Below are 17,019 nucleotides of genomic sequence, written 5' to 3'. Positions count from 1 at the left end.
TCGGGGGTGTATAGTTCCATGTATGGAAGCCGTTCAACGATTACTACACTCATAAGATTTTAATAGTATTGTGTTGTGTTTCATCATGCACCATGTCAGAAGAAAACACCCCGCGAATCGATCGGCGATCGATGCTGCGAACAGTTGGCGGACTGGCTGCGTTCTTCGGGCTCAGCGGTGTGGGAAGCGCAGCACCGGACCGAGAACCCGGGCCAAAAAAGGATGAAATACTCGTCGGCGTCTCACCGTCTGCGTCCGATATCGACTCGGCGGTCGAATCCAGAATCCCGAGTAACGCGGCGATCGTTCATTCGAACGAGACGCTTGGGTACGTTGCAGTTGAGTTTCCCGACGCGTCGGCCCAAGCGAAAGAGAACTTCAAAGAAAACGTTCTCGGAGGCGACAACATAGAGTACGCCGAAGACAACGAAACGCTCGAGACGTTCCTCGAGCCGAACGATCCGCAGTACAGCGAGCAGTATGCTCCACAGCAGGTCAACTGCGAGGGCGCTTGGGAGCGGACGCTTGGCGGGTCGGAGGTGACGATTTCGATCGTCGATCAGGGGATCCAGTACGACCATCCAAACCTCGAGGAGAACATGGACGACAGCGTTTCGGACTTCGGCGAAAACTTCGCTGGGCCCGGCAGCGATCCGTACCCGGTGACCGTGAGCGAAGACCACGGTACTCACGTCGGTGGCATCGCCGCGGGTGAGACGGACAACGAGGAGGGCCACGCTGGGATCTCGAACTGCTCGATGCTCTCTGCACGAGCGCTCGACGAGAGCGGCGGCGGATCGCTATCGGACATCGCCGACGCGATCCAGTGGTCGGCCGATCAGGGCGCAGACGTCATCAACCTCTCGCTCGGTGGCGGTGGCTTCTCCCAGACACTGAACACCGCCTGTGAATACGCCTACAACGAAGGGTCGCTTCTCGTCGCCGCAGCAGGTAACGATGGCACCGATACGGTGTCCTACCCGGCGGCCTACGACGCTGTCGTGGCGGTCTCCTCGTTGGACTCGACGGAGTCACGTTCGAACTTCTCCAATTACGGGCCTGAGATCGAACTGGCGGCACCGGGGACCAACGTCCTCTCGACGGTCAACTGGGACGAATACGACACCTTCTCGGGGACGTCGATGGCGTCACCTATCGTTGCCGGTGTCGCGGGACTCGTCCTCTCGGAATATCCGGACCTCTCGAACGAGGAACTCCGTGAGCATCTCCAGGAGACCGCCGTCGACATCGGTCTCCCCGAAGACGAACAGGGTTATGGGCGCGTCGACGCGGCAAACGCAGTCACCACCGACCCAGAAAACGGCGGGGACGAACCTGGTAACGGCGAATGCGGTGGCGAGACCAACACCGCCTCGACTGAGGGTCGACTCAGTAGCGGATGGTGGGGCAATCCGAGCGATTCGTATTCGTACGAACTCGAGACCGCAGATCCCTGCAGCGCCACGACAACGCTCGAGGGGCCGTCTGACGCCGACTTTGATCTGTTTCTCACGCTCGACGGCCGGACACCGTCACCGGGAGACTACGACGAATCCTCGAGTGGGTCCAGTGCCACCGAATCGATCACCGTCGACCTCGACGGAGACGAAGAACTCGGTATCCTCGTCGAGCGTGTCGATGGCAGTGGCACCTACGAACTCGAGATCGAAGAACGAAGTAGCTGACACGATCAGGGCTCGAGCGTGATCGCCTCGTCGGCTGCGTTCTGCAGCGCGTCCGATCGACCGTGGGAGCCGGGTGCGATCGCGGTCGTCTCGACACCGGCCGTGCCGGCGTACTCGAGGACTGGTTTGAAGTCCGTATCCCGGGAAGCGATCGCAAGCCGGTCGATCGTTCTTTCACTGACGAGGGCGGTCGCGTCGACGGCGAGTTTCACGTCGACGTCGCCGCTGGTGATAATTACTTCGAATCCGCGGGCTTCGGCGGCCTGGATGAGTCCGGGCGTCGCGTGTTCGTCGAGGTAGAGTCTGAGGACGCCGACGCGGCCGAGTTCGGTCGCAGCGTCGCGGAGGTCGTCCAGGTCGACATCGAACTCGTTGCGAAAGACGTTCGGCCCGTCGACGAACAGCCCGACTGCCGGCTCGGTTGGCTCGAACGATCCTGCGGGCGTGAGACGGGCACGAACGGCGTCGAACATACACATCGATTGCCTCGGTTCGGGGAAATGTGTAGCGAAACGCGACCGATCAGAACCGTCGTAACAGCACTCTGTGGCTGGAAACGAGATCGGAGTTTATTGGCCGAAAAACCCCAGATAATACCCGACATTCATTTGTTCACAACTTATATACTACTGATGTTGTGAATGACAGGATAAAATAGAAAATATGTCCAGATAAATCCTCTATCGTTCGAGAAGTTTTTAATAATTTCAGGAATACCTGACTGTCGTCACATGGCACCTACCGGACCTCTGGACAGTGATCGCCGCTCAGTGCTCAAAGCTACCGGCGCTCTCGGCGCGTTCTTCGGCTCGAGCGGCCTCGCCAGCGCAACCGAGGACGACTCTGAATCGTCGCGTTCCGAGTTACTCATTGGCGTCTCTCCATCTACTTCGGACGCCGAAGCAACGGTCGCGTCGGCACTCGGTACCGGCGACGTCGTTCACTCCAACGAAACGCTCCACTACGTCACGGTCGAGTTACCAGCAAACACGCCCGAGGAGGCAAAAGAACAGATCGAAGCGACTCTCGATGGCATCGACGCGATCGAGTACGTCGAAGAGAACGCCACACTCGAGGCATACACGACTCCCAACGACCCGTACTATTCTTCACAACAGGCACCACAGCAGGTCAACTGTAGCGGTGCCTGGGACGAGACGCTCGGCGACTCGGATGTCGTCATCTCGGTCGTCGATCAGGGCATCGCGTACGACCACGAAAACCTGGAAGCGAATATGGACGACCGGACGGGAGCGGTCTTCGTTGGTCGCGGAAGTGATCCGTACCCGGTTAACTCGAACGAAACCCACGGAACGATCGTCGCGGGAATCGCCGGTGGCGAGACCGATAACGGAATCGGCCACGCCGGGATCAGCGACTGTTCGATGCTCTCTGCGCGAGCGTTAAACGAGCACTCGAGTGGCTCGCTCGCGGATATCGCCGACGCGATCCAGTGGTCGGCCGACCAGGGCGCAGACGTGATCAATCTCTCCCTTGGGAGTCGGAGTCACTGGCAAACGCTGGCTAACGCCTGTAGATACGCCGTCGATCAGGGGAGTTTGCCCGTTGCCGCCGCGGGCAACGAGGGATCGACCGTCTCGTATCCGGCAGCGTACGATTCGGTGCTTGCCGTTTCGGCGATCGATTCGAACGACCGGCTCGCGTCCTTCTCGAATCGGGGCCCAGAGATCGACCTCGCTGCACCAGGGAGCAACGTCCTCTCGACGACCCTCAACGACGGGTACACGCGCGCATCCGGGACGTCGATGGCTGCGCCTGTCGTCGCCGGCGTGGCAGGTCTGGTCCTGTCGGTTTACCCTGATCTCTCGCCGGAGGAACTCCGCCAGCATCTCGAGGCGACGGCCACCAACATCGGCCTCTCGGCGAACCACCAGGGGCATGGCCGGGTCGACGCCGCCGCAGCCGTCACCACCGTACCGGACGGACACGAGCCTCGCGACGGAGACAATGGCGACGAGAACGAGGACGAAGACGACAGCAACGAAGACGAAGAAAACGACAACGGTGGGGACGACGAACCCGACGACGACACGTTCGAGTACGCCGTCGAGGCCCACGAGGACGACGTCGAGTACTTCCTCGAGGGCGTCGAGGGCGTCGACTTCACTCCTCAGGCGGAGTCAGAAACCGTCTACGTCTCCGACGACGGCACGCGCGCTGCAGGCCTCCTGATCGATGGGGAACGGCACGCGTTCGACGGGCTACTCGTCGATGAGTCGGTCATGCTCGACGCGGACGTTCGTGGCGACGGAACGGCGTTCATCGACGGCGAAGAGTCCGCACTCGGCTGGTATCCCCGCTCCGGTGCCTCCGGCGACGACTGGAAGGACATCGACGAGTTGCTCGACCTCGAGGACGACGAGTCTGTGGATGACGACTCTGAAGACGACGAGCCGGAGGATGACGAACCGGAAGGCGACGAGCCCGAAGACGACGAGCCCGAAGACGACGAGCCCGAAGACGACGAGCCCGAAGACGACGAACCGGAAGGCGATGAACCAGAAGACGACGAGCCCGAAAACGATGAACCGGAAGACGATGAGCCAGAGGATGACGAACCGGAAGACGAGACGCCGGACGACAGCGACGATGACGACGACAGCGGCGATGACGATCCGTTAGACGCCTGGCGAAGGGGCGACATTAGCTTCAGCGAACTCATGGACGCGCTCCGTTCGCAGTAACCCAATCGGCCGCGCCTCGACGGTCGGTTCCGACCACAACTCGAGTACAGAATACGGCGTTCGGCCGACGAAAAGACATTACTACCCCGGGGATGACCTGTTTGGTATGACGCTGTCGAAGCCGCCACTGTGGGAGCACCACGGTGATCGAGGAGCGAAATTCACGGAGTTCGGTGGCTGGGACATGCCTGTCGAGTTCGATTCGATCCAGACGGAACACGCCGCGGTTCGCGAGGATGCCGGTATCTTCGACGTCTCGCACATGGGCCAGATCCACGTGACGGGGCCGGACGCGACGGAGCTGATGCAACGGCTGACCTCGAACGACGTTACTCGACTCGAGGTTGGCGACTCCCAGTACGCCGTGATCACCGACGAAGCGGGCGTCATCATCGACGACACGGTCGTTTACCGCCTTCCCGACGAAGACGGCGAGTCGACGTACCTTTTCGTCCCGAACGCGGGGACCGACGAGGCAGCCCACGAGCGGTGGATCGGCCACCGCAACGAGTGGGGCCTCGAGGCGACCGTCGACAATCGGACCGACGAGTACGCGATGGTCGCCGTACAGGGCCCGAACGCGCCCAACCTCGTCGAAGCGGCAGCCGACGAGTCGGTCACCGACCTCGGCCGGTTCGAGGCGATGTACGCAACGATCGACGACGTGGAGTGCTGGACGGCCCGGACGGGCTACACCGGCGAAGACGGCTTCGAACTGCTCTTCCCGTGGACCAAAGCCGAGGAGATCTGGGGCGCATTCGACTGCCAACCCTGCGGGCTCGGTGCCCGCGATACGCTCCGACTCGAGGCCGGCTTCGTCCTCGCCGGGCAGGATTTCGACTACGAGTCGAACCCGCGAACACCGTACGAGGCTGGCATCGGGTTTACCGTGGCGCTCGAGACGGCGTTCGTCGGCTGTGACGCACTCGCGGCGGTCGAAGACGAGGGCGTCGACGAGCAACTCGTCGGGTTCCAGTTGATCGACCGCGGCGTCCCACGCCACGGCTACGACATCACGAACACCGACGGACGCGTCATCGGGACGGTAACCAGCGGGACGATGAGTCCCACCCTCGACCAGTCGATCGGCCTCGGCTACGTCCCGGTCGAGTATGCCGACCCCGGCACGACGTTACAGGTCGTCGTCCGCGGCCGGTCGAAAAAGGCAAGAGTTGAAACCACACCATTCATTGATACAGTATAACATGAGCTTCGACATTCCCGACGACAGACAGTACATGGAATCGCACGAGTGGGCACTCGAGGACGACGGCGTCGTTCGCGTCGGCATCACCGACTTCGCACAGGACGAACTCGGCGACGTCGTCTTCGTCGAACTCCCCGACGAAGGCGACGCGCTCGAGCAAGAGACGGAGTTCGGGGTTATCGAATCGATCAAAGCCGTTTCGGACCTCTATGCTCCGGTCAGCGGCGAGGTCGTTTCGATCAACGAGGAGCTGTTCGACGCGCCCGAACTCGTCAACGACGACCCGTTCGGCGACGGCTGGATGCTCGAGATCGACGCCGACAACGCGGACGAACTCGAGGAACTACTGAGCGCAGCCGAGTACGAAGACCAGATCGCCTGAGTTAGTTCGACTCGTCTGACTCGATTTCTGTCCTACCTGTCGACGCCAGTGCCGTCACTCCTCGAGCGTCGCCTCCGGCTACCGCTAGGGATCCGAGGGCGGCTCAGAGCGGTTGACCAGTACGAGCGCGGTTCCCGTGATCAGTACCGTCAGGGCGCCCCAGACGAGCCACAAGAGCCCACTATCCGCGTAGATTGCGAGCGAAAGCGTGAGGAGAAACCCGATCAAGAGCGCGACGGTCAGTCGTTCGGTCCAGTCGAACATGGGCTCACTCGAGCGTAACGAGGTGATCGAGCATCTCCTGGAGCGGTGCCTTCGTCACAGCGAGTGAGTACCCGTCGATCCGAGCCAGATCCGCGGCGTGATCCCACAGTTCGTCTTCGTCGATCCCGTGGAGGACAACGGCGTTCGGCGTCGGGTTGACGACGCGAAGCGCGACGAGCGGAGATTCCCCGCGAGTGACGCCGGTGAACACCAGCGCGCGGTTCGTACTCTGACCGTAGAGCCGGAAGAACTCCTCGCTCGAGAGGCGGGTGATCGCCTCGATGCTGTCGATGACGGTGTGGCCGCTGATGCGGTCGGTGGCTCCCGATGCGATCTCGGTCGCCTCGAGGTCGTCGTAGAACGCCGAGAGGTAGATCGAGGTCGCGTACTCGCGGAGGTCGAGGACGACGTCGCTGTCGAAACCTGCCGAGAGCACTCGTCCGTACTGGCGGATACGATCGCCGCCACGGCGCTCGTCGATCTCGAGCAAGCCACGTACCAGTCGGCCGACGACGCCGATGCCGGGGCTCTCACGGCGTCCGCTCTCGTAGTCCGAGATGACGGACGAGGAAACGTCGAGTTCGGCCGCTAGATCGGTCTGTGAGACGTCGAAGTCGGTGCGCCACTTTCGTAACGTCGCTCCAGGATCGTCACTCAGCGTGATCTCCCCAGCGATCTTCTCCGCGAGTTCCCGTTTCGGTCCGCGTCCGCTCATGTACAGAGGTTACACGGTCGTCCCAAGTAGCTACCGGAGATCGTTCGGCGACCGCGACCGGTCGATACGGTCGGTGGCGATGTGCCGTCGGGTGTGATGTCGCCACGTCACGTACGAACAACGGCTCGAGTGGCTATCTCCGTTCGTCGAGACGTCGATCGAGTGGGGAAAATACTGGGGGTGTATCCGGACAAGGCCCACGTGTCCAGTTTGTTTTCAGTCAGTTCCTGGGGACCGCGACCGCCCTGTGGGGTCACGGTGGGTCGATCCAGTAGTTCGTCTCAGGCGTTGTTCATTCGCTGACTGTCGCGGTTTCCACACCGCAGACACTCCCGGACGCGGTACGGTTCTCGCGAGTATCGGGCGTTCTCTCCGCTGCCGCCTTCGGTTATGAGCTGAACGGTAATTTCGTGAAGCGTATCCGTGTCGCAGACCTCACAGGGTTCGGTCATCCCGTTGGTCACGTCATCAGTCGTTGCCATACTCCCGTCTCCGCAGACAGACCACATATAACGTCGACAGTACCTTCGTCCGTGGAGAAGGGATATATATAGGTCTTCTCACAGCCTGAAGACACCCCACTTGTGCGGACCAGCACACCGCGTATCAGTGGTTGCTGTACCGAGAATGTGACTATCGGTACCGAACCACAACGGGCCTATTGAACATCGAGTCCGTCTCTTCGCCCGTTTTATTGTCAAATAACGAGACTATGGGGTGAAAATCGCCGTCTGCCAACCCGGAAAACCTTTTGTGTTGAGTATACCATTTATTCACACATGGATGAAGAGTCCTCCATCGAAGAAATTCTCGACACGATCGGGGACGAACACGCACGAACCGTCCTCGCGTCTATCAGCCGCAAACCCGGTTCGGCGAAAGAACTCGCAACCAGGCTGGACCTCTCTCAGCCGACGATCTACCGTCGACTCGATCTCCTCGAGAAAAACGACCTCATCAAACATCAGACACTCGTCGCCGACGACGGCAACCACTACAAGGAGTTCCGGTGTAACTTCAACAGTACGGTCATTTCGTTAGAAGACGACGAGTACGACGTCCGAATCTACCGAGAGGAAAACCTTCCGGATCGGTTCTCGAGCCTCTGGGACGACCTCGGTGTGAAGTGAGTCGCGATGACCAACGGACACACATCGTCGGGCACACTCGAGCGGCCGGACACTATAGCTGTCGGTGATGTCGATGAATGAACTCGTCGAAGCGCTGTTGATGCTGATGCAGCTGACCGTTTTCGCCCTCGCACTGGGGCTGACGCTCATCAGTTTTCAGTCGTACAGACAAAACAGTACGAAGCGACTCGAGTCCGCGTTTATCGGCTTTGCGTTTCTAAGTATGGGGGTCGCGCTGACGACGATCGTCTCTCAGCTCCCGTCGCCGCCGATTGCCTTCCACATCGTCGAGACGATCCCGTTCATCGTGGGCTTTGGGATGCTCTATCTCTCGCTCTATCGTTGAGAACCGCTGGCACTGGTCGGTGTGCTGTTCTCGTCCGGACTGCTATCGTCTGTTCCATGAGACCGCAACCCGAAGCGATCTCTGGGACCCAATTACGCCAGATCGTATCGGTTGCCAGCCACTGCAACCAGCATCCCACCGAGCGCTCCAAACACGATTGGGTACGCGAGCCCGGCCAGTACGACGCCAACGAGTAGCTCCGGTCGAAGGACGATCTCACCGGCGTCGACGGTGAACGCAACAAGTCCACCCACCACACAGGGGAGATAGCCGACCACCGTCGTCGCACCAGCAATCCCTGCATCGGTCGGTCGTGTGTACGTCCGCCGGTGTCGCCACGTCACGACTCCGCCCGCGAGGACGAGCGCCACGACTGGGAGACCGTAGAGGGCCACGAACGAACCGCCGATCGCGGCCAGAAGCCCCTGTCCCTCGAGTGTCCCACCCAGTGCGAGCGTCGGTACGTCGAGCGTGACGCCATGGGCGTCGAAAAAGAGCCAGCCAGCCAACTGCCAGTCGGTGGCCGTCTCGAGTAGCACCTCGAGACCGCTCGCCCGTAGCTCCGCCCGGAGGGCGTCGAGGCCCACGACGTAGATGGCGACGTAGCCGACGAGCCACGTGACGACGCCCGCGACTGCACCCGTCCTGACCGGAATCGGAATCCGACGCTGTTCGGCCATTGGCTCGACGTCACTCGGCTATCGGGAAAACGGTTCCGTCGAACGGCGATACCATCGTCTCGAGCGACGACACGTACGCGGACGTCACGTGCCCGCCTGGACCTGAAAACGGGCAGCGAGGAGACGCTCCGCGACTACTGTAGTACCAACTGTAACGAATCGCACACCGATCGCCGATCCGTCTGGTGAGCAGGTGCGCACTGACGTGCAGTGGCTGTCATAAACACGACTCGCACCAACCACGTTCCAATCAGCGAGTGGACCGAGCAGTCGCGAAAGTACGATAGGATTCGATGTCTGGGTGTGGTAATCGGTGGTTCACGAGCGGTGGACGAACTCGGCATCTGCTCCGCTGATGGGTGCCCTGACGAATTCGGGGAAGAGTTTTGCTTTCTCCCACCGAACGTAGGGATATGGTAAACGTAGCGCTTGACGACCGTGGCCGTCTCACGCTCCCGAAGGAGGTCCGAGAGCGATACGGGAACCGATATCACGTCGTCCAGCTTCCCGACGGAGTCAAATTGGTTCCGGTCGCCGATGACCCGCTCGAGGCACTCAGAGACGAGTTCGCAGATGTCGAGAAGTCCGCGGACGAACTCCGTAGAGAAGCGCGTACTGCGGCGTTCGACGAGGCCGGACGCTAGATGTATGCAGAATCTGATTTTCTCCTCGCGTTGATTAAGGACGACGACTGGCTTGGAGAGGCCGCCGAGTCGGTGTACAGAGAACACCGAGACGAGTTGTGGACGTCACAGTTCACGCTCATCGAACTCCTGCTGGTCGCCTACCGCGAGGACCGTGATACCGAACGCGTCGTCTCGAACGCCGCCACCCTCATCGAGGTACGCGGTGACGCGGAGACGGTCGTTACGGCGGCGACGTACGTGGAAGACCACGGGTTCACGCCGTTCGACGCGCTTCACCTCGTCGAATCGAACGGCGATACCATCGTCTCGAGCGACGACGCGTACGCGGACGTCACGCCTCGGCTGGACCTGAAGACGGTCGCCGATGAGTGACGCTCCGCAACCACTAAACGCGACTCACCCCAACCACACGCCAATGAGCGACTGGACCGAGACGTACCGACCGACGACACTGTCGGAGGTACGCGGGAACGACAAGGCCCGCGACAAACTCGAGGAGTGGGCGCGGACGTGGGAGGACCACCGGAAGGCGGTGATCGTCCACGGCAGTCCCGGCATCGGGAAGACCTCGGCGGCTCACGCGCTGGCCAACGACATGGGCTGGCCGATGATGGAGCTCAACGCCAGCGACGACCGCCAGGCCGACGTCATCAAGCGCGTCGCCGGCGAGGCCGCAAAGAGTGGCACGCTCACTGGCGGCGAGGCGGGACGCCGACTCGTCGTCCTCGACGAGGCGGACAACTTCCACGGCAGCGCGGACTACGGCGGCTCGCGGGAAGTCACTCGGGTCGTCAAAGCTGCCAGCCAGCCGATCGTTCTCGTTGCCAACGAATTCTACGACATGAGTCAGTCGCTTCGTAACGCCTGCGAGACGATCGAGTTCCGTGACGTCTCGAAGCGCTCGATCGTCCCCGTCCTGCGAGATATCTGCCGACGCGAGGGCGTCGAGTTCGAGGAAGAAGCCCTGAAGCGAATCGCCGAGAACACGAACGGCGACTTACGTTCTGCGGTCAACGACCTGCAGGCGGTCGCCGAGACGGCCGAGCGACTGACCGTCGAGGACGTCGTGACGGGCCAGCGCGACCGAACCGCGGGCATCTTCGATTATCTCGATACGCTCATCAAAGAGGCCGACGCCGAAGAAGCACTGCGTGCGGCCTACGACGTCGACGAGAACCCCGACGAACTGCTGAACTGGATCGAGGACAACGTCCCCAAAGACTACCAGGGCGCGGAACTGGCCGACGCCTACGACTCCCTCTCGAACGCCGATCGCTGGCTCGGTCGCGTCCGGTCGACACAGAACTACTCCTACTGGCGCTATGCGACCGACAACATGACCGCAGGGGTCGCAGCCGCCCGCCGCGAGCCGAAAGGCGGCTGGACGCGGTACGGGCCGCCGAGTTACTGGCGAAAGCTCGGGAGCACCAAGGGCACCCGGCAGACTCGCGATTCGATCGCCGAGCGGATCGCCGAACGCGAGGGGACGAGCGTCGCGACGGCTCGCCGCGAGATCCTGCCGTTTCTCTCCGCGATGACCCACCACTGCACGAACCGCGACCTCACGGTTCGGACGGCCGCGGCGTACGAACTCAACGCGAAGGAACTCTCGTTCGTCACCGGAAGTGGGAAAGACACCAACAAGGTCCAGTCGATCGTCGACGACGCCGAAGAACTCCTCGAGGAACAGACCGTCGAGCACTCGGGGTCGGCGTTCTTCCAGCGCGACGACTCGAGCGGAGCCGATACGGACGCCGACTCGAGCGGGGCCGACGCGGGCGGAGACGACGACGCTGGTGGACAGGTGACGCTCGCCGCCTCGAGCGACGAAGCGGCCTCGAGCGACCCAGACGATGTCTCTGACGGAAACGATTCGTCCCAGGATGCCGAAGCAGACGAGAACCAGTCCGGGTTGAACGACTTTTTCTGAGTGAATCCTGGCCACGTCGCCAGCCGTCCTGATTCGGAATTCGACAGCGGACGGTAACGACCGTCTTCCCGACGCCGGTGTCGGTTCCGACCACCGCGATCGGTCCCGAACCGACGTCGGTCACAACAGGCCGACCTCCTGACCCGCGGCCTGGAACGCCTCGAGGCAGGCCACGACGTCGCTGTGATCGTGAGTCGCCATCGGCGTGACCCGCAGCCGGGACGTGCCGTCGGGGACCGAGGGAGGCCGAATCGCCGGCACGCAAACCCCTCGTTCGCGTAATCCGTCGGCAAGTACGAGTGCGTCCTGTCGGTCGCCGACGAGCACCGGGAGGATCTGTGAGTCGCCGATCACGTCGTAGCCCATCGCCTCGAGGCCGTCTCTGAGGTGGCCGACGTTCTCCCAGAGCCGTTCGCGGGCGTCGGTGTGTCGTGCGAGGTGTACGGCTTCGCTCGCCGCCGCGGCCGCTGTGGGTGCAAGCCCGGTCGAGAACACGAACGGGCGGGCGTCATTGATGAGACACTCGATCAACGCCTCGCTACCGGCGACGTAGCCGCCCTGGCTCGCGAGGGCCTTCGAGAGCGTCCCAAGCTGGATGTGGACACGATCCTCGAGCCCTTCGGCCTGGACGACGCCCCCGCCGTTGGCGTAGAGGCCAGTTGCGTGGGACTCGTCGACCATCACCCACGCGCCATACTGTTCGGCGAGGGCACAGATCGTCGACAGCGGAGCGACGGTCCCGTCCATGCTGAAGACGGAGTCGGTGACGATGAGCCAGGACTCCGTGGCCCGGCTGTCGGTGTGTTCGGCCCGTTGCTCGAGTGCTGCTTCGAGACTCGCCGCATCACAATGGTCGTAGACGACCGTCTCGCAGCCGGCGAGCCGGCAACCATCGACGATGCTCGCGTGATTCAGTTCGTCGGAAAAGATCACGTCTGGCTCGAGTGCGGTGATCGTCCCGACGCTCGCAGCGTAGCCGGAAGCGAACGCGAGCGCGCGTTCGGTTCGTTTCGTCTCTGCGAGCTGTCGCTCGAGGTCGTGATGGACCATCGTATCGCCCGTGACGAGCCGGCTCGCGCCCGCACCCGTCCCCACCGTCGTCGCGGCCTGTCTCGCGGCGTTCTCGACGCGCTCATCGTCGGTCAGCCCGAGGTAGTTGTTCGAGGCGAACACCAGTGTCTCCTCGCCGTCAAGAACCGGTAGTTCGCTCCCTGTCGGCTGCGCGAAGTAACCCCGTTCGGCGACTCGATCGACGGGAGCGAGCGTCCGTTTCAGATCGGCATCCTCGAGGGAGGCGAGCCGACCCTCCAGGTCGAACCCACGGTCTTCCATTCGCCTGAAGGGTGTCGTCGTCACGATTTGACTGTCACGGTTCGCCGCTGGAGATCCGGCGTTCCCGTAGCCGGCGCGTCGCACGATCAGAACTCCGGCATCAGCTCCGCTGGGCCGAAGACGCTCTATTCGCCGGCGCGGTTTTGACGGACACCCGTTTTCAGGTAGCAGAGGCGGGATCGTTGACCGTGGCCTCCATGCTCGTTTCGTCGCCTAGCTGGAAGGTGTTCGTCGCCCGCTCGCCGTCTGTCGATGTCGTCTACTGATTATCAGTCGTCGCTCGGTTCGGTACCTGTACTCGCTGCCGTCTCGGCCGTCGACGCTCCGGCCTCGGCGTGGCGAGTCTTGATCGCCTCGGGGTCGAACTCGTTCACCGCCCGGTTGGGCTCGAGGCCCGCACGCTCGACGATCTCGAGGTCCTCGGCGGGCGACTGGCCTGCGGTGGTGAGGTAATCGCCAGTGAGAAGGCCGTCGGCACCCGCCTCGAGCGGGAGGTGCTGTTCGTCGGGAGCGAGGTTGGCCTCGCGGCCGCCGGTGAGGCGCACTCGCGACTCGGGATGGAGCAGTTTGTAGACGGCGACCGTCTTGAGAATTTCTTCGGTCGTGATCTCGACATCCTGCTCGGCCAGCGGCGTCCCCTCGATCGGGTTGAGGACGTTGACTGGGAGCGAGGAGATGCCGATCTCCTGTAAGGCGATCGCGGCCTCGACCCGATCGGTCGGCGTCTCGCCCATTCCGAGGATGACGCCAGCACAGAGGTCCATGCCGGCTTCCTTGGCGACCTCGAGGGTCTTCACGCGATCCTCGAAGCGGTGGGTGTCGACGATCTCGGGGAAGTATCGCGGCGAGGTCTCGATGTTGTGATTGTAGTGCTGGATCCCTTCGGTCGCGAGGATCTCGGCTTCTTCTTCGGTGAGGATGCCGAGTGAGGCGTCGATCTCGAGGGTACACTCCTCACGAACCAGTCGGATCGACTCGAGGACCTCGGCCCATTCCTCGGGCCGGTGGTCTTTCGAGACGCCTTTCTCGGCGACGACGATCCCGAACCGCTGGGCACCGTCGCGTTCGGCCCGTTTGGCGGCCTCGAGCACCCGCTCCGGTCCGATGAACTCGTAGGTGTCGATGCCGGTGTCGAAGTGGACCGACTGGGCACAGAAGCCACAGTCTTCGGCACAGTTGCCAGCCTTCGCGTTGACGATCGAGCAGGCGTCGACCGTCCCGTCGCCGAAACGGTCGCGTACGGCGGCGCCGGCTTCCGTGAGCGGTTCGACCGGCTGGGCCAGAAGCGCCAGCCCGTCGGTTCGATCGAGCCGCTCGCCGGCGACCACTCGCTCGAGTGCGTCGTCGATCGTCTCGTTTCCTGTTTCGTAAACCACGACTAGTGTGGTGGTTGACGAGACTATAATGGTTGTGGATGCTCACGACCTCGGCTACATCCGTGCGGTGAGACAGGCGAGACGGGCGATACTCGACCGTTCGTTCAGAAGCCGTCTATTCCGACTCCTCGAGTTCGCGCGTCGAGATTTCGTACGTCTGACCGTCGTACTCGTACGCGCCGTCCTCGCGGCTGCCGAAGATCGGCGTCGTCGCGTCGTACTCCTCGAGTCGGACCTGATCGGCGTCGTGCTCGCGAGCGAGCGCGATCACGTCTCGGAGCCGGTCGTTTCGAAGCACCGTCTCGGTGATCATCGACTCGGCGTCGACGTCGTCGTCGGTCCGTTCGAGTTCGTACGCCCCCAACCGGCTCGAGTCGATATCGGGGTCGCCTCGCGTCGACCGCGCGACGAGGACGTCGTCCTCCCACTCGGTGTCGTCGACCTCGTCAGTCGGCGTCAACTCGAGCGCGTTGGCCTCGAGGGAAAATCGAGCGCAGAAGCCGATCGCCTCCTCGTGGGAGTCGTCGTCGAACCAACCGCGGGTGCCGAAGGCGTACTCGCCGCCACCGAGGCCGACGGCCGGATCCCTGCCACCATGGTCTGGTCCACCGATCGCGCTGCCAGCCCGAACGGGATCGTTGTCGACTCGGAGATCCCACTCGTAGGTATCGCCGTCCTCGAGGTACTCGAGCGGTAGTGGAGTCTCCCGGGGCTCCAGGTAGTACCACTCGCCATCGACCCGCTTGTGCAGGAACCAGCCGTACGGATTGTACGCGAACGGTCGGCCGGACTGGTTGGTAAGCGTGAACGTTGCCTCGTCGCCTTCGCGGATCGAATCGATCGACGGCTCGAGGTAGATCGACGTTTCACGGGGGTCGATTTCGTCGTACGAAACGATTCGCGTTACACGGTCGTACTCGGGGCAGTCGTCCGGAACTGTGCCCTCCGGCGGCAGCGATCTGCCGAGGCCACCGGAGAGACAGCCACCGAGGGTGAGACCACCGATCGCAGCGAAGAGGGCACGGCGCGTCGGGCGGCGCATACGAGTTCGTGGTCGACCGACTGGTAAATGTTTTGTCGTGAACGGGCGGAGTCTTGGTCCGTTAGCGCGGCGTCTCCGCGCCCCACTTCTCGAGCGCCGTCGCCAGTTCCTCGTGGTCGTCGGCGTACGCTTCGAGCGAGACGTCCGCCATCGAGGCCTCGACGGACTGGCGAAGGGCTTTCGCGCCCGCGTGGGTGCCGTCGGGGTGGCCGTGGATGCCCCCGCCAGCTTGGACGATAATGTCGGTACCGAGCGCTTCGAGCAGCTGGTCGACGACACCTGGGTGGAGCCCGCCGGAGGCGACCGGGAGGACGGGCTCGAGGCCGTACAGCTCCGCGGTGAGCCACTCGTTGATGCCGGGGGTGTCCTCGTTCTCGAGTTTGCCAAGGCCTGCGGTGCCCGTGTGGATGTGGTCGACGCCACAGAGCCGCGAGATCTGGGCGAGCACGCGCATCGAGACGCCGTGGTGTGGCAGGCGGTCGAAGGCGGCGTGCATCGCGCGGTGAGCGTGAATCGCGAGGTCGTGTTCTTCAGCCCGGTCGCGCACCGACTGGACGGCCGACCAGCCACAGGTGATGACGTCGACCATCACGAAGCCGCCGCCGTGTTCGGCCACGAGGTCGACGCGCTCTAGCATCTCGTTCGTCTCCCCAGTGACGTTGACGAGGTAATCCTTGCGCTCGCCGACGTCGTCTTCGACCCGGTCGCGGGCAGCGAGACTGTCGGCGAGTCGGTCCTCGAAGGGGTTGAAATCCTGATCGGTGAGGTTTTCGTCGTCTTTGAGGAGGTCGACGCCGCCCCGCCAGGCCTCTTCACCGACGCGAACGTGGGCGTCCGTCGAGAGCCCGACTTTGGGCTTTGGGACCGTCGCGAGCACCGGCCGCTCGCCGGCGTCGAGTTTCTCGTGGGCGACGCTCGGTCCGAACTGCGGGCCAGGAAACGCCGAGACGATAGACTCGGGCCAGTGACAGTCCTCGAGTCGGATCGTGTCGACGGCTTTCATCCCCATAATGTTGCCCGCGATACACGAGAGAATCTGGGGCATACTGCCCGGTTCGAACAGTGCATCCGGGTAGGCAACGGTGACCGCGTCGCCGTCGATTTCGCAGGCGACGGCACCGAGGTCAGTCAGTTCGTCTTCGTCGACGTGCAAGGCGGCCCAGGTGCCGTTCGAGGACTCGGAAGCGACCCGACTTGCGGCCTCGTCCATCGTCATGTCCGCGGCCGGATCGATACGGAACGCACAGACGAGATCCGTCTCAGCGGGTTCGTACTCGAGATCGAGGAAGTCGTCGTATTCGATTCCAGTCATAGCAATCTCCGACGTTTGCTGCGTCGATTATTAAGCGTTTGTACAACAGGCACGGCACGAGAGTACACTCGAATCGGTTTGCGGACGTGAGCCTCGTCTGCTCCCGACCCAGCTTCCGACTCTCGAACGTGACTGGCCGGTTACTGGACATCTGTCCACCACAATCACAGCCACAGGGTGGTGACGGCCGTTACGCTAATCACGTCGGTCTCTCGGCGATCGTGACTGAAAAAATTCCAAAACTTAATTACCTGTGATAATCCACT

General features: G+C 62.5%; 18 protein-coding genes and 1 pseudogene. 9 read left to right on the top strand and 10 right to left on the bottom strand.

Annotated elements, in window-relative coordinates:
* Positions 1 to 92: 92 nt before the first annotated feature.
* A complete protein-coding gene (locus AArc1_RS07355) occupies positions 93 to 1,685 on the top strand; it encodes a S8 family peptidase (RefSeq protein ID WP_186336663.1) in 1,593 nt (530 codons plus the stop codon).
* Between the two features lie 5 nt (positions 1,686 to 1,690).
* Here AArc1_RS07355 and AArc1_RS07350 read toward each other — a convergent pair whose 3' ends face one another.
* The gene (locus AArc1_RS07350) at positions 1,691 to 2,158 is read right to left on the bottom strand and encodes an NYN domain-containing protein (protein WP_117363757.1); all 468 of its coding nucleotides are present in this window, start codon (positions 2,156 to 2,158) and stop codon (positions 1,691 to 1,693) included.
* A 258-nt stretch (positions 2,159 to 2,416) separates the two neighbouring features.
* On the opposite strand from AArc1_RS07350, the gene AArc1_RS07345 reads away from it, so the two are divergent.
* The 3 genes from AArc1_RS07345 (at position 2,417) to gcvH (ending at position 5,979) form a co-directional block, all read left to right on the top strand.
* Entirely contained in the window at positions 2,417 to 4,390 is a 1,974-nt protein-coding gene (locus tag AArc1_RS07345; protein WP_117363756.1) for a S8 family serine peptidase, read from the top strand.
* 106 nt (positions 4,391 to 4,496) lie between these two features.
* A complete protein-coding gene (gcvT, locus tag AArc1_RS07340) occupies positions 4,497 to 5,594 on the top strand; it encodes a glycine cleavage system aminomethyltransferase GcvT (protein ID WP_117363755.1) in 1,098 nt (365 codons plus the stop codon).
* Position 5,595: 1 nt separating this feature from the next.
* Entirely contained in the window at positions 5,596 to 5,979 is a 384-nt protein-coding gene (gene gcvH / locus AArc1_RS07335; protein ID WP_117363754.1) for a glycine cleavage system protein GcvH, read from the top strand.
* A gap of 84 nt (positions 5,980 to 6,063) precedes the next feature.
* Here the strand turns inward: gcvH and AArc1_RS07330 are convergent, their stop codons facing one another.
* The 3 genes from AArc1_RS07330 to AArc1_RS07320 all read right to left on the bottom strand — a co-directional run bounded on the left by AArc1_RS07330 (position 6,064) and on the right by AArc1_RS07320 (position 7,440).
* The gene (locus AArc1_RS07330) at positions 6,064 to 6,243 is read right to left on the bottom strand and encodes a hypothetical protein (RefSeq protein WP_117363753.1); all 180 of its coding nucleotides are present in this window, start codon (positions 6,241 to 6,243) and stop codon (positions 6,064 to 6,066) included.
* 4 nt (positions 6,244 to 6,247) lie between these two features.
* Positions 6,248 to 6,958, bottom strand: a complete 711-nt coding sequence (locus tag AArc1_RS07325) for a helix-turn-helix domain-containing protein (protein WP_117363752.1) — start codon at positions 6,956 to 6,958, stop codon at positions 6,248 to 6,250.
* Positions 6,959 to 7,239: 281 nt separating this feature from the next.
* A complete protein-coding gene (locus AArc1_RS07320; protein WP_117363751.1) occupies positions 7,240 to 7,440 on the bottom strand; it encodes a DUF7835 family putative zinc beta-ribbon protein in 201 nt (66 codons plus the stop codon).
* Between the two features lie 297 nt (positions 7,441 to 7,737).
* Between AArc1_RS07320 and AArc1_RS07315 the strand changes: the two genes are divergently transcribed.
* Positions 7,738 to 8,088 carry an ArsR/SmtB family transcription factor gene (locus AArc1_RS07315; RefSeq protein ID WP_117363750.1) on the top strand — a complete coding sequence of 117 codons (351 nt, stop codon included), beginning with the start codon at positions 7,738 to 7,740 and terminating at the stop codon, positions 8,086 to 8,088.
* Between the two features lie 73 nt (positions 8,089 to 8,161).
* Positions 8,162 to 8,434: a DUF7521 family protein gene (locus AArc1_RS07310; protein WP_117365811.1), complete on the top strand. Its 273-nt coding sequence runs from the start codon at positions 8,162 to 8,164 to the stop codon at positions 8,432 to 8,434.
* A 92-nt stretch (positions 8,435 to 8,526) separates the two neighbouring features.
* Here the strand turns inward: AArc1_RS07310 and AArc1_RS07305 are convergent, their stop codons facing one another.
* Positions 8,527 to 9,114, bottom strand: coding sequence for a hypothetical protein (locus AArc1_RS07305; RefSeq protein ID WP_117363749.1), 588 nt, complete (start codon positions 9,112 to 9,114; stop codon positions 8,527 to 8,529).
* A 413-nt stretch (positions 9,115 to 9,527) separates the two neighbouring features.
* On the opposite strand from AArc1_RS07305, the gene AArc1_RS07300 reads away from it, so the two are divergent.
* Genes AArc1_RS07300 through AArc1_RS07290 form a run of 3 tightly spaced genes read left to right on the top strand, consistent with a single transcriptional unit; the run spans position 9,528 to position 11,691 of the window.
* Entirely contained in the window at positions 9,528 to 9,758 is a 231-nt protein-coding gene (locus tag AArc1_RS07300; RefSeq protein WP_117363748.1) for an AbrB/MazE/SpoVT family DNA-binding domain-containing protein, read from the top strand.
* Entirely contained in the window at positions 9,759 to 10,133 is a 375-nt protein-coding gene (locus AArc1_RS07295; protein ID WP_117363747.1) for a PIN domain-containing protein, read from the top strand. It begins immediately after the preceding gene.
* Positions 10,134 to 10,176: 43 nt separating this feature from the next.
* On the top strand, positions 10,177 to 11,691 hold the full coding sequence (locus tag AArc1_RS07290) for a replication factor C large subunit (RefSeq protein ID WP_117363746.1): 1,515 nt from the start codon (positions 10,177 to 10,179) through the stop codon (positions 11,689 to 11,691).
* 120 nt (positions 11,692 to 11,811) lie between these two features.
* Here the strand turns inward: AArc1_RS07290 and AArc1_RS07285 are convergent, their stop codons facing one another.
* The 5 genes and pseudogenes from AArc1_RS07285 to rbcL all read right to left on the bottom strand — a co-directional run bounded on the left by AArc1_RS07285 (position 11,812) and on the right by rbcL (position 16,753).
* A complete protein-coding gene (locus AArc1_RS07285) occupies positions 11,812 to 13,023 on the bottom strand; it encodes an aminotransferase class I/II-fold pyridoxal phosphate-dependent enzyme (RefSeq protein WP_117363745.1) in 1,212 nt (403 codons plus the stop codon).
* Between the two features lie 125 nt (positions 13,024 to 13,148).
* A pseudogene (locus AArc1_RS19315) lies at positions 13,149 to 13,270 on the bottom strand (transcriptional regulator); the annotation flags it as partial.
* A gap of 22 nt (positions 13,271 to 13,292) precedes the next feature.
* Positions 13,293 to 14,399 carry a biotin synthase BioB gene (bioB, locus tag AArc1_RS07275; protein ID WP_117363744.1) on the bottom strand — a complete coding sequence of 369 codons (1,107 nt, stop codon included), beginning with the start codon at positions 14,397 to 14,399 and terminating at the stop codon, positions 13,293 to 13,295.
* A gap of 115 nt (positions 14,400 to 14,514) precedes the next feature.
* Entirely contained in the window at positions 14,515 to 15,441 is a 927-nt protein-coding gene (locus AArc1_RS07270) for a cupredoxin domain-containing protein (RefSeq protein WP_117363743.1), read from the bottom strand.
* Positions 15,442 to 15,502: 61 nt separating this feature from the next.
* A complete protein-coding gene (gene rbcL, locus AArc1_RS07265; RefSeq protein ID WP_117363742.1) occupies positions 15,503 to 16,753 on the bottom strand; it encodes a type III ribulose-bisphosphate carboxylase in 1,251 nt (416 codons plus the stop codon).
* Between the last annotated feature and the right edge of the window lie 266 nt (positions 16,754 to 17,019).

The sequence above is a fragment of the Natrarchaeobaculum sulfurireducens genome (assembly GCF_003430825.1).
Lineage (GTDB): Archaea > Halobacteriota > Halobacteria > Halobacteriales > Natrialbaceae > Natrarchaeobaculum > Natrarchaeobaculum sulfurireducens.
The sequence above is the reverse complement of the archived record's forward strand: the minus strand, read 5'-3'. Positions and strand labels throughout refer to the sequence as shown.

What these genes read in the sequence shown, in the direction of transcription:
- AArc1_RS07330 (WP_117363753.1), bottom strand. Translation starts at nt 6,243, where the DNA reads ATGTTCGACTGGACCGAACGACTGACCGTCGCGCTCTTGATCGGGTTT.
- AArc1_RS07325 (WP_117363752.1), bottom strand. Translation starts at nt 6,958, where the DNA reads ATGAGCGGACGCGGACCGAAACGGGAACTCGCGGAGAAGATCGCTGGG.
- AArc1_RS07270 (WP_117363743.1), bottom strand. Translation starts at nt 15,441, where the DNA reads ATGCGCCGCCCGACGCGCCGTGCCCTCTTCGCTGCGATCGGTGGTCTC.
- rbcL (WP_117363742.1), bottom strand. Translation starts at nt 16,753, where the DNA reads ATGACTGGAATCGAATACGACGACTTCCTCGATCTCGAGTACGAACCC.
- AArc1_RS07355 (WP_186336663.1), top strand. Translation starts at nt 93, where the DNA reads ATGTCAGAAGAAAACACCCCGCGAATCGATCGGCGATCGATGCTGCGA.
- gcvT (WP_117363755.1), top strand. Translation starts at nt 4,497, where the DNA reads ATGACGCTGTCGAAGCCGCCACTGTGGGAGCACCACGGTGATCGAGGA.
- AArc1_RS07295 (WP_117363747.1), top strand. Translation starts at nt 9,759, where the DNA reads ATGTATGCAGAATCTGATTTTCTCCTCGCGTTGATTAAGGACGACGAC.
- AArc1_RS07305 (WP_117363749.1), bottom strand. Translation starts at nt 9,114, where the DNA reads ATGGCCGAACAGCGTCGGATTCCGATTCCGGTCAGGACGGGTGCAGTC.
- gcvH (WP_117363754.1), top strand. Translation starts at nt 5,596, where the DNA reads ATGAGCTTCGACATTCCCGACGACAGACAGTACATGGAATCGCACGAG.
- AArc1_RS07315 (WP_117363750.1), top strand. Translation starts at nt 7,738, where the DNA reads ATGGATGAAGAGTCCTCCATCGAAGAAATTCTCGACACGATCGGGGAC.
- AArc1_RS07285 (WP_117363745.1), bottom strand. Translation starts at nt 13,023, where the DNA reads ATGGAAGACCGTGGGTTCGACCTGGAGGGTCGGCTCGCCTCCCTCGAG.
- AArc1_RS07320 (WP_117363751.1), bottom strand. Translation starts at nt 7,440, where the DNA reads ATGGCAACGACTGATGACGTGACCAACGGGATGACCGAACCCTGTGAG.
- AArc1_RS07350 (WP_117363757.1), bottom strand. Translation starts at nt 2,158, where the DNA reads ATGTTCGACGCCGTTCGTGCCCGTCTCACGCCCGCAGGATCGTTCGAG.
- AArc1_RS07290 (WP_117363746.1), top strand. Translation starts at nt 10,177, where the DNA reads ATGAGCGACTGGACCGAGACGTACCGACCGACGACACTGTCGGAGGTA.
- AArc1_RS07345 (WP_117363756.1), top strand. Translation starts at nt 2,417, where the DNA reads ATGGCACCTACCGGACCTCTGGACAGTGATCGCCGCTCAGTGCTCAAA.
- AArc1_RS07310 (WP_117365811.1), top strand. Translation starts at nt 8,162, where the DNA reads ATGAATGAACTCGTCGAAGCGCTGTTGATGCTGATGCAGCTGACCGTT.
- AArc1_RS07300 (WP_117363748.1), top strand. Translation starts at nt 9,528, where the DNA reads ATGGTAAACGTAGCGCTTGACGACCGTGGCCGTCTCACGCTCCCGAAG.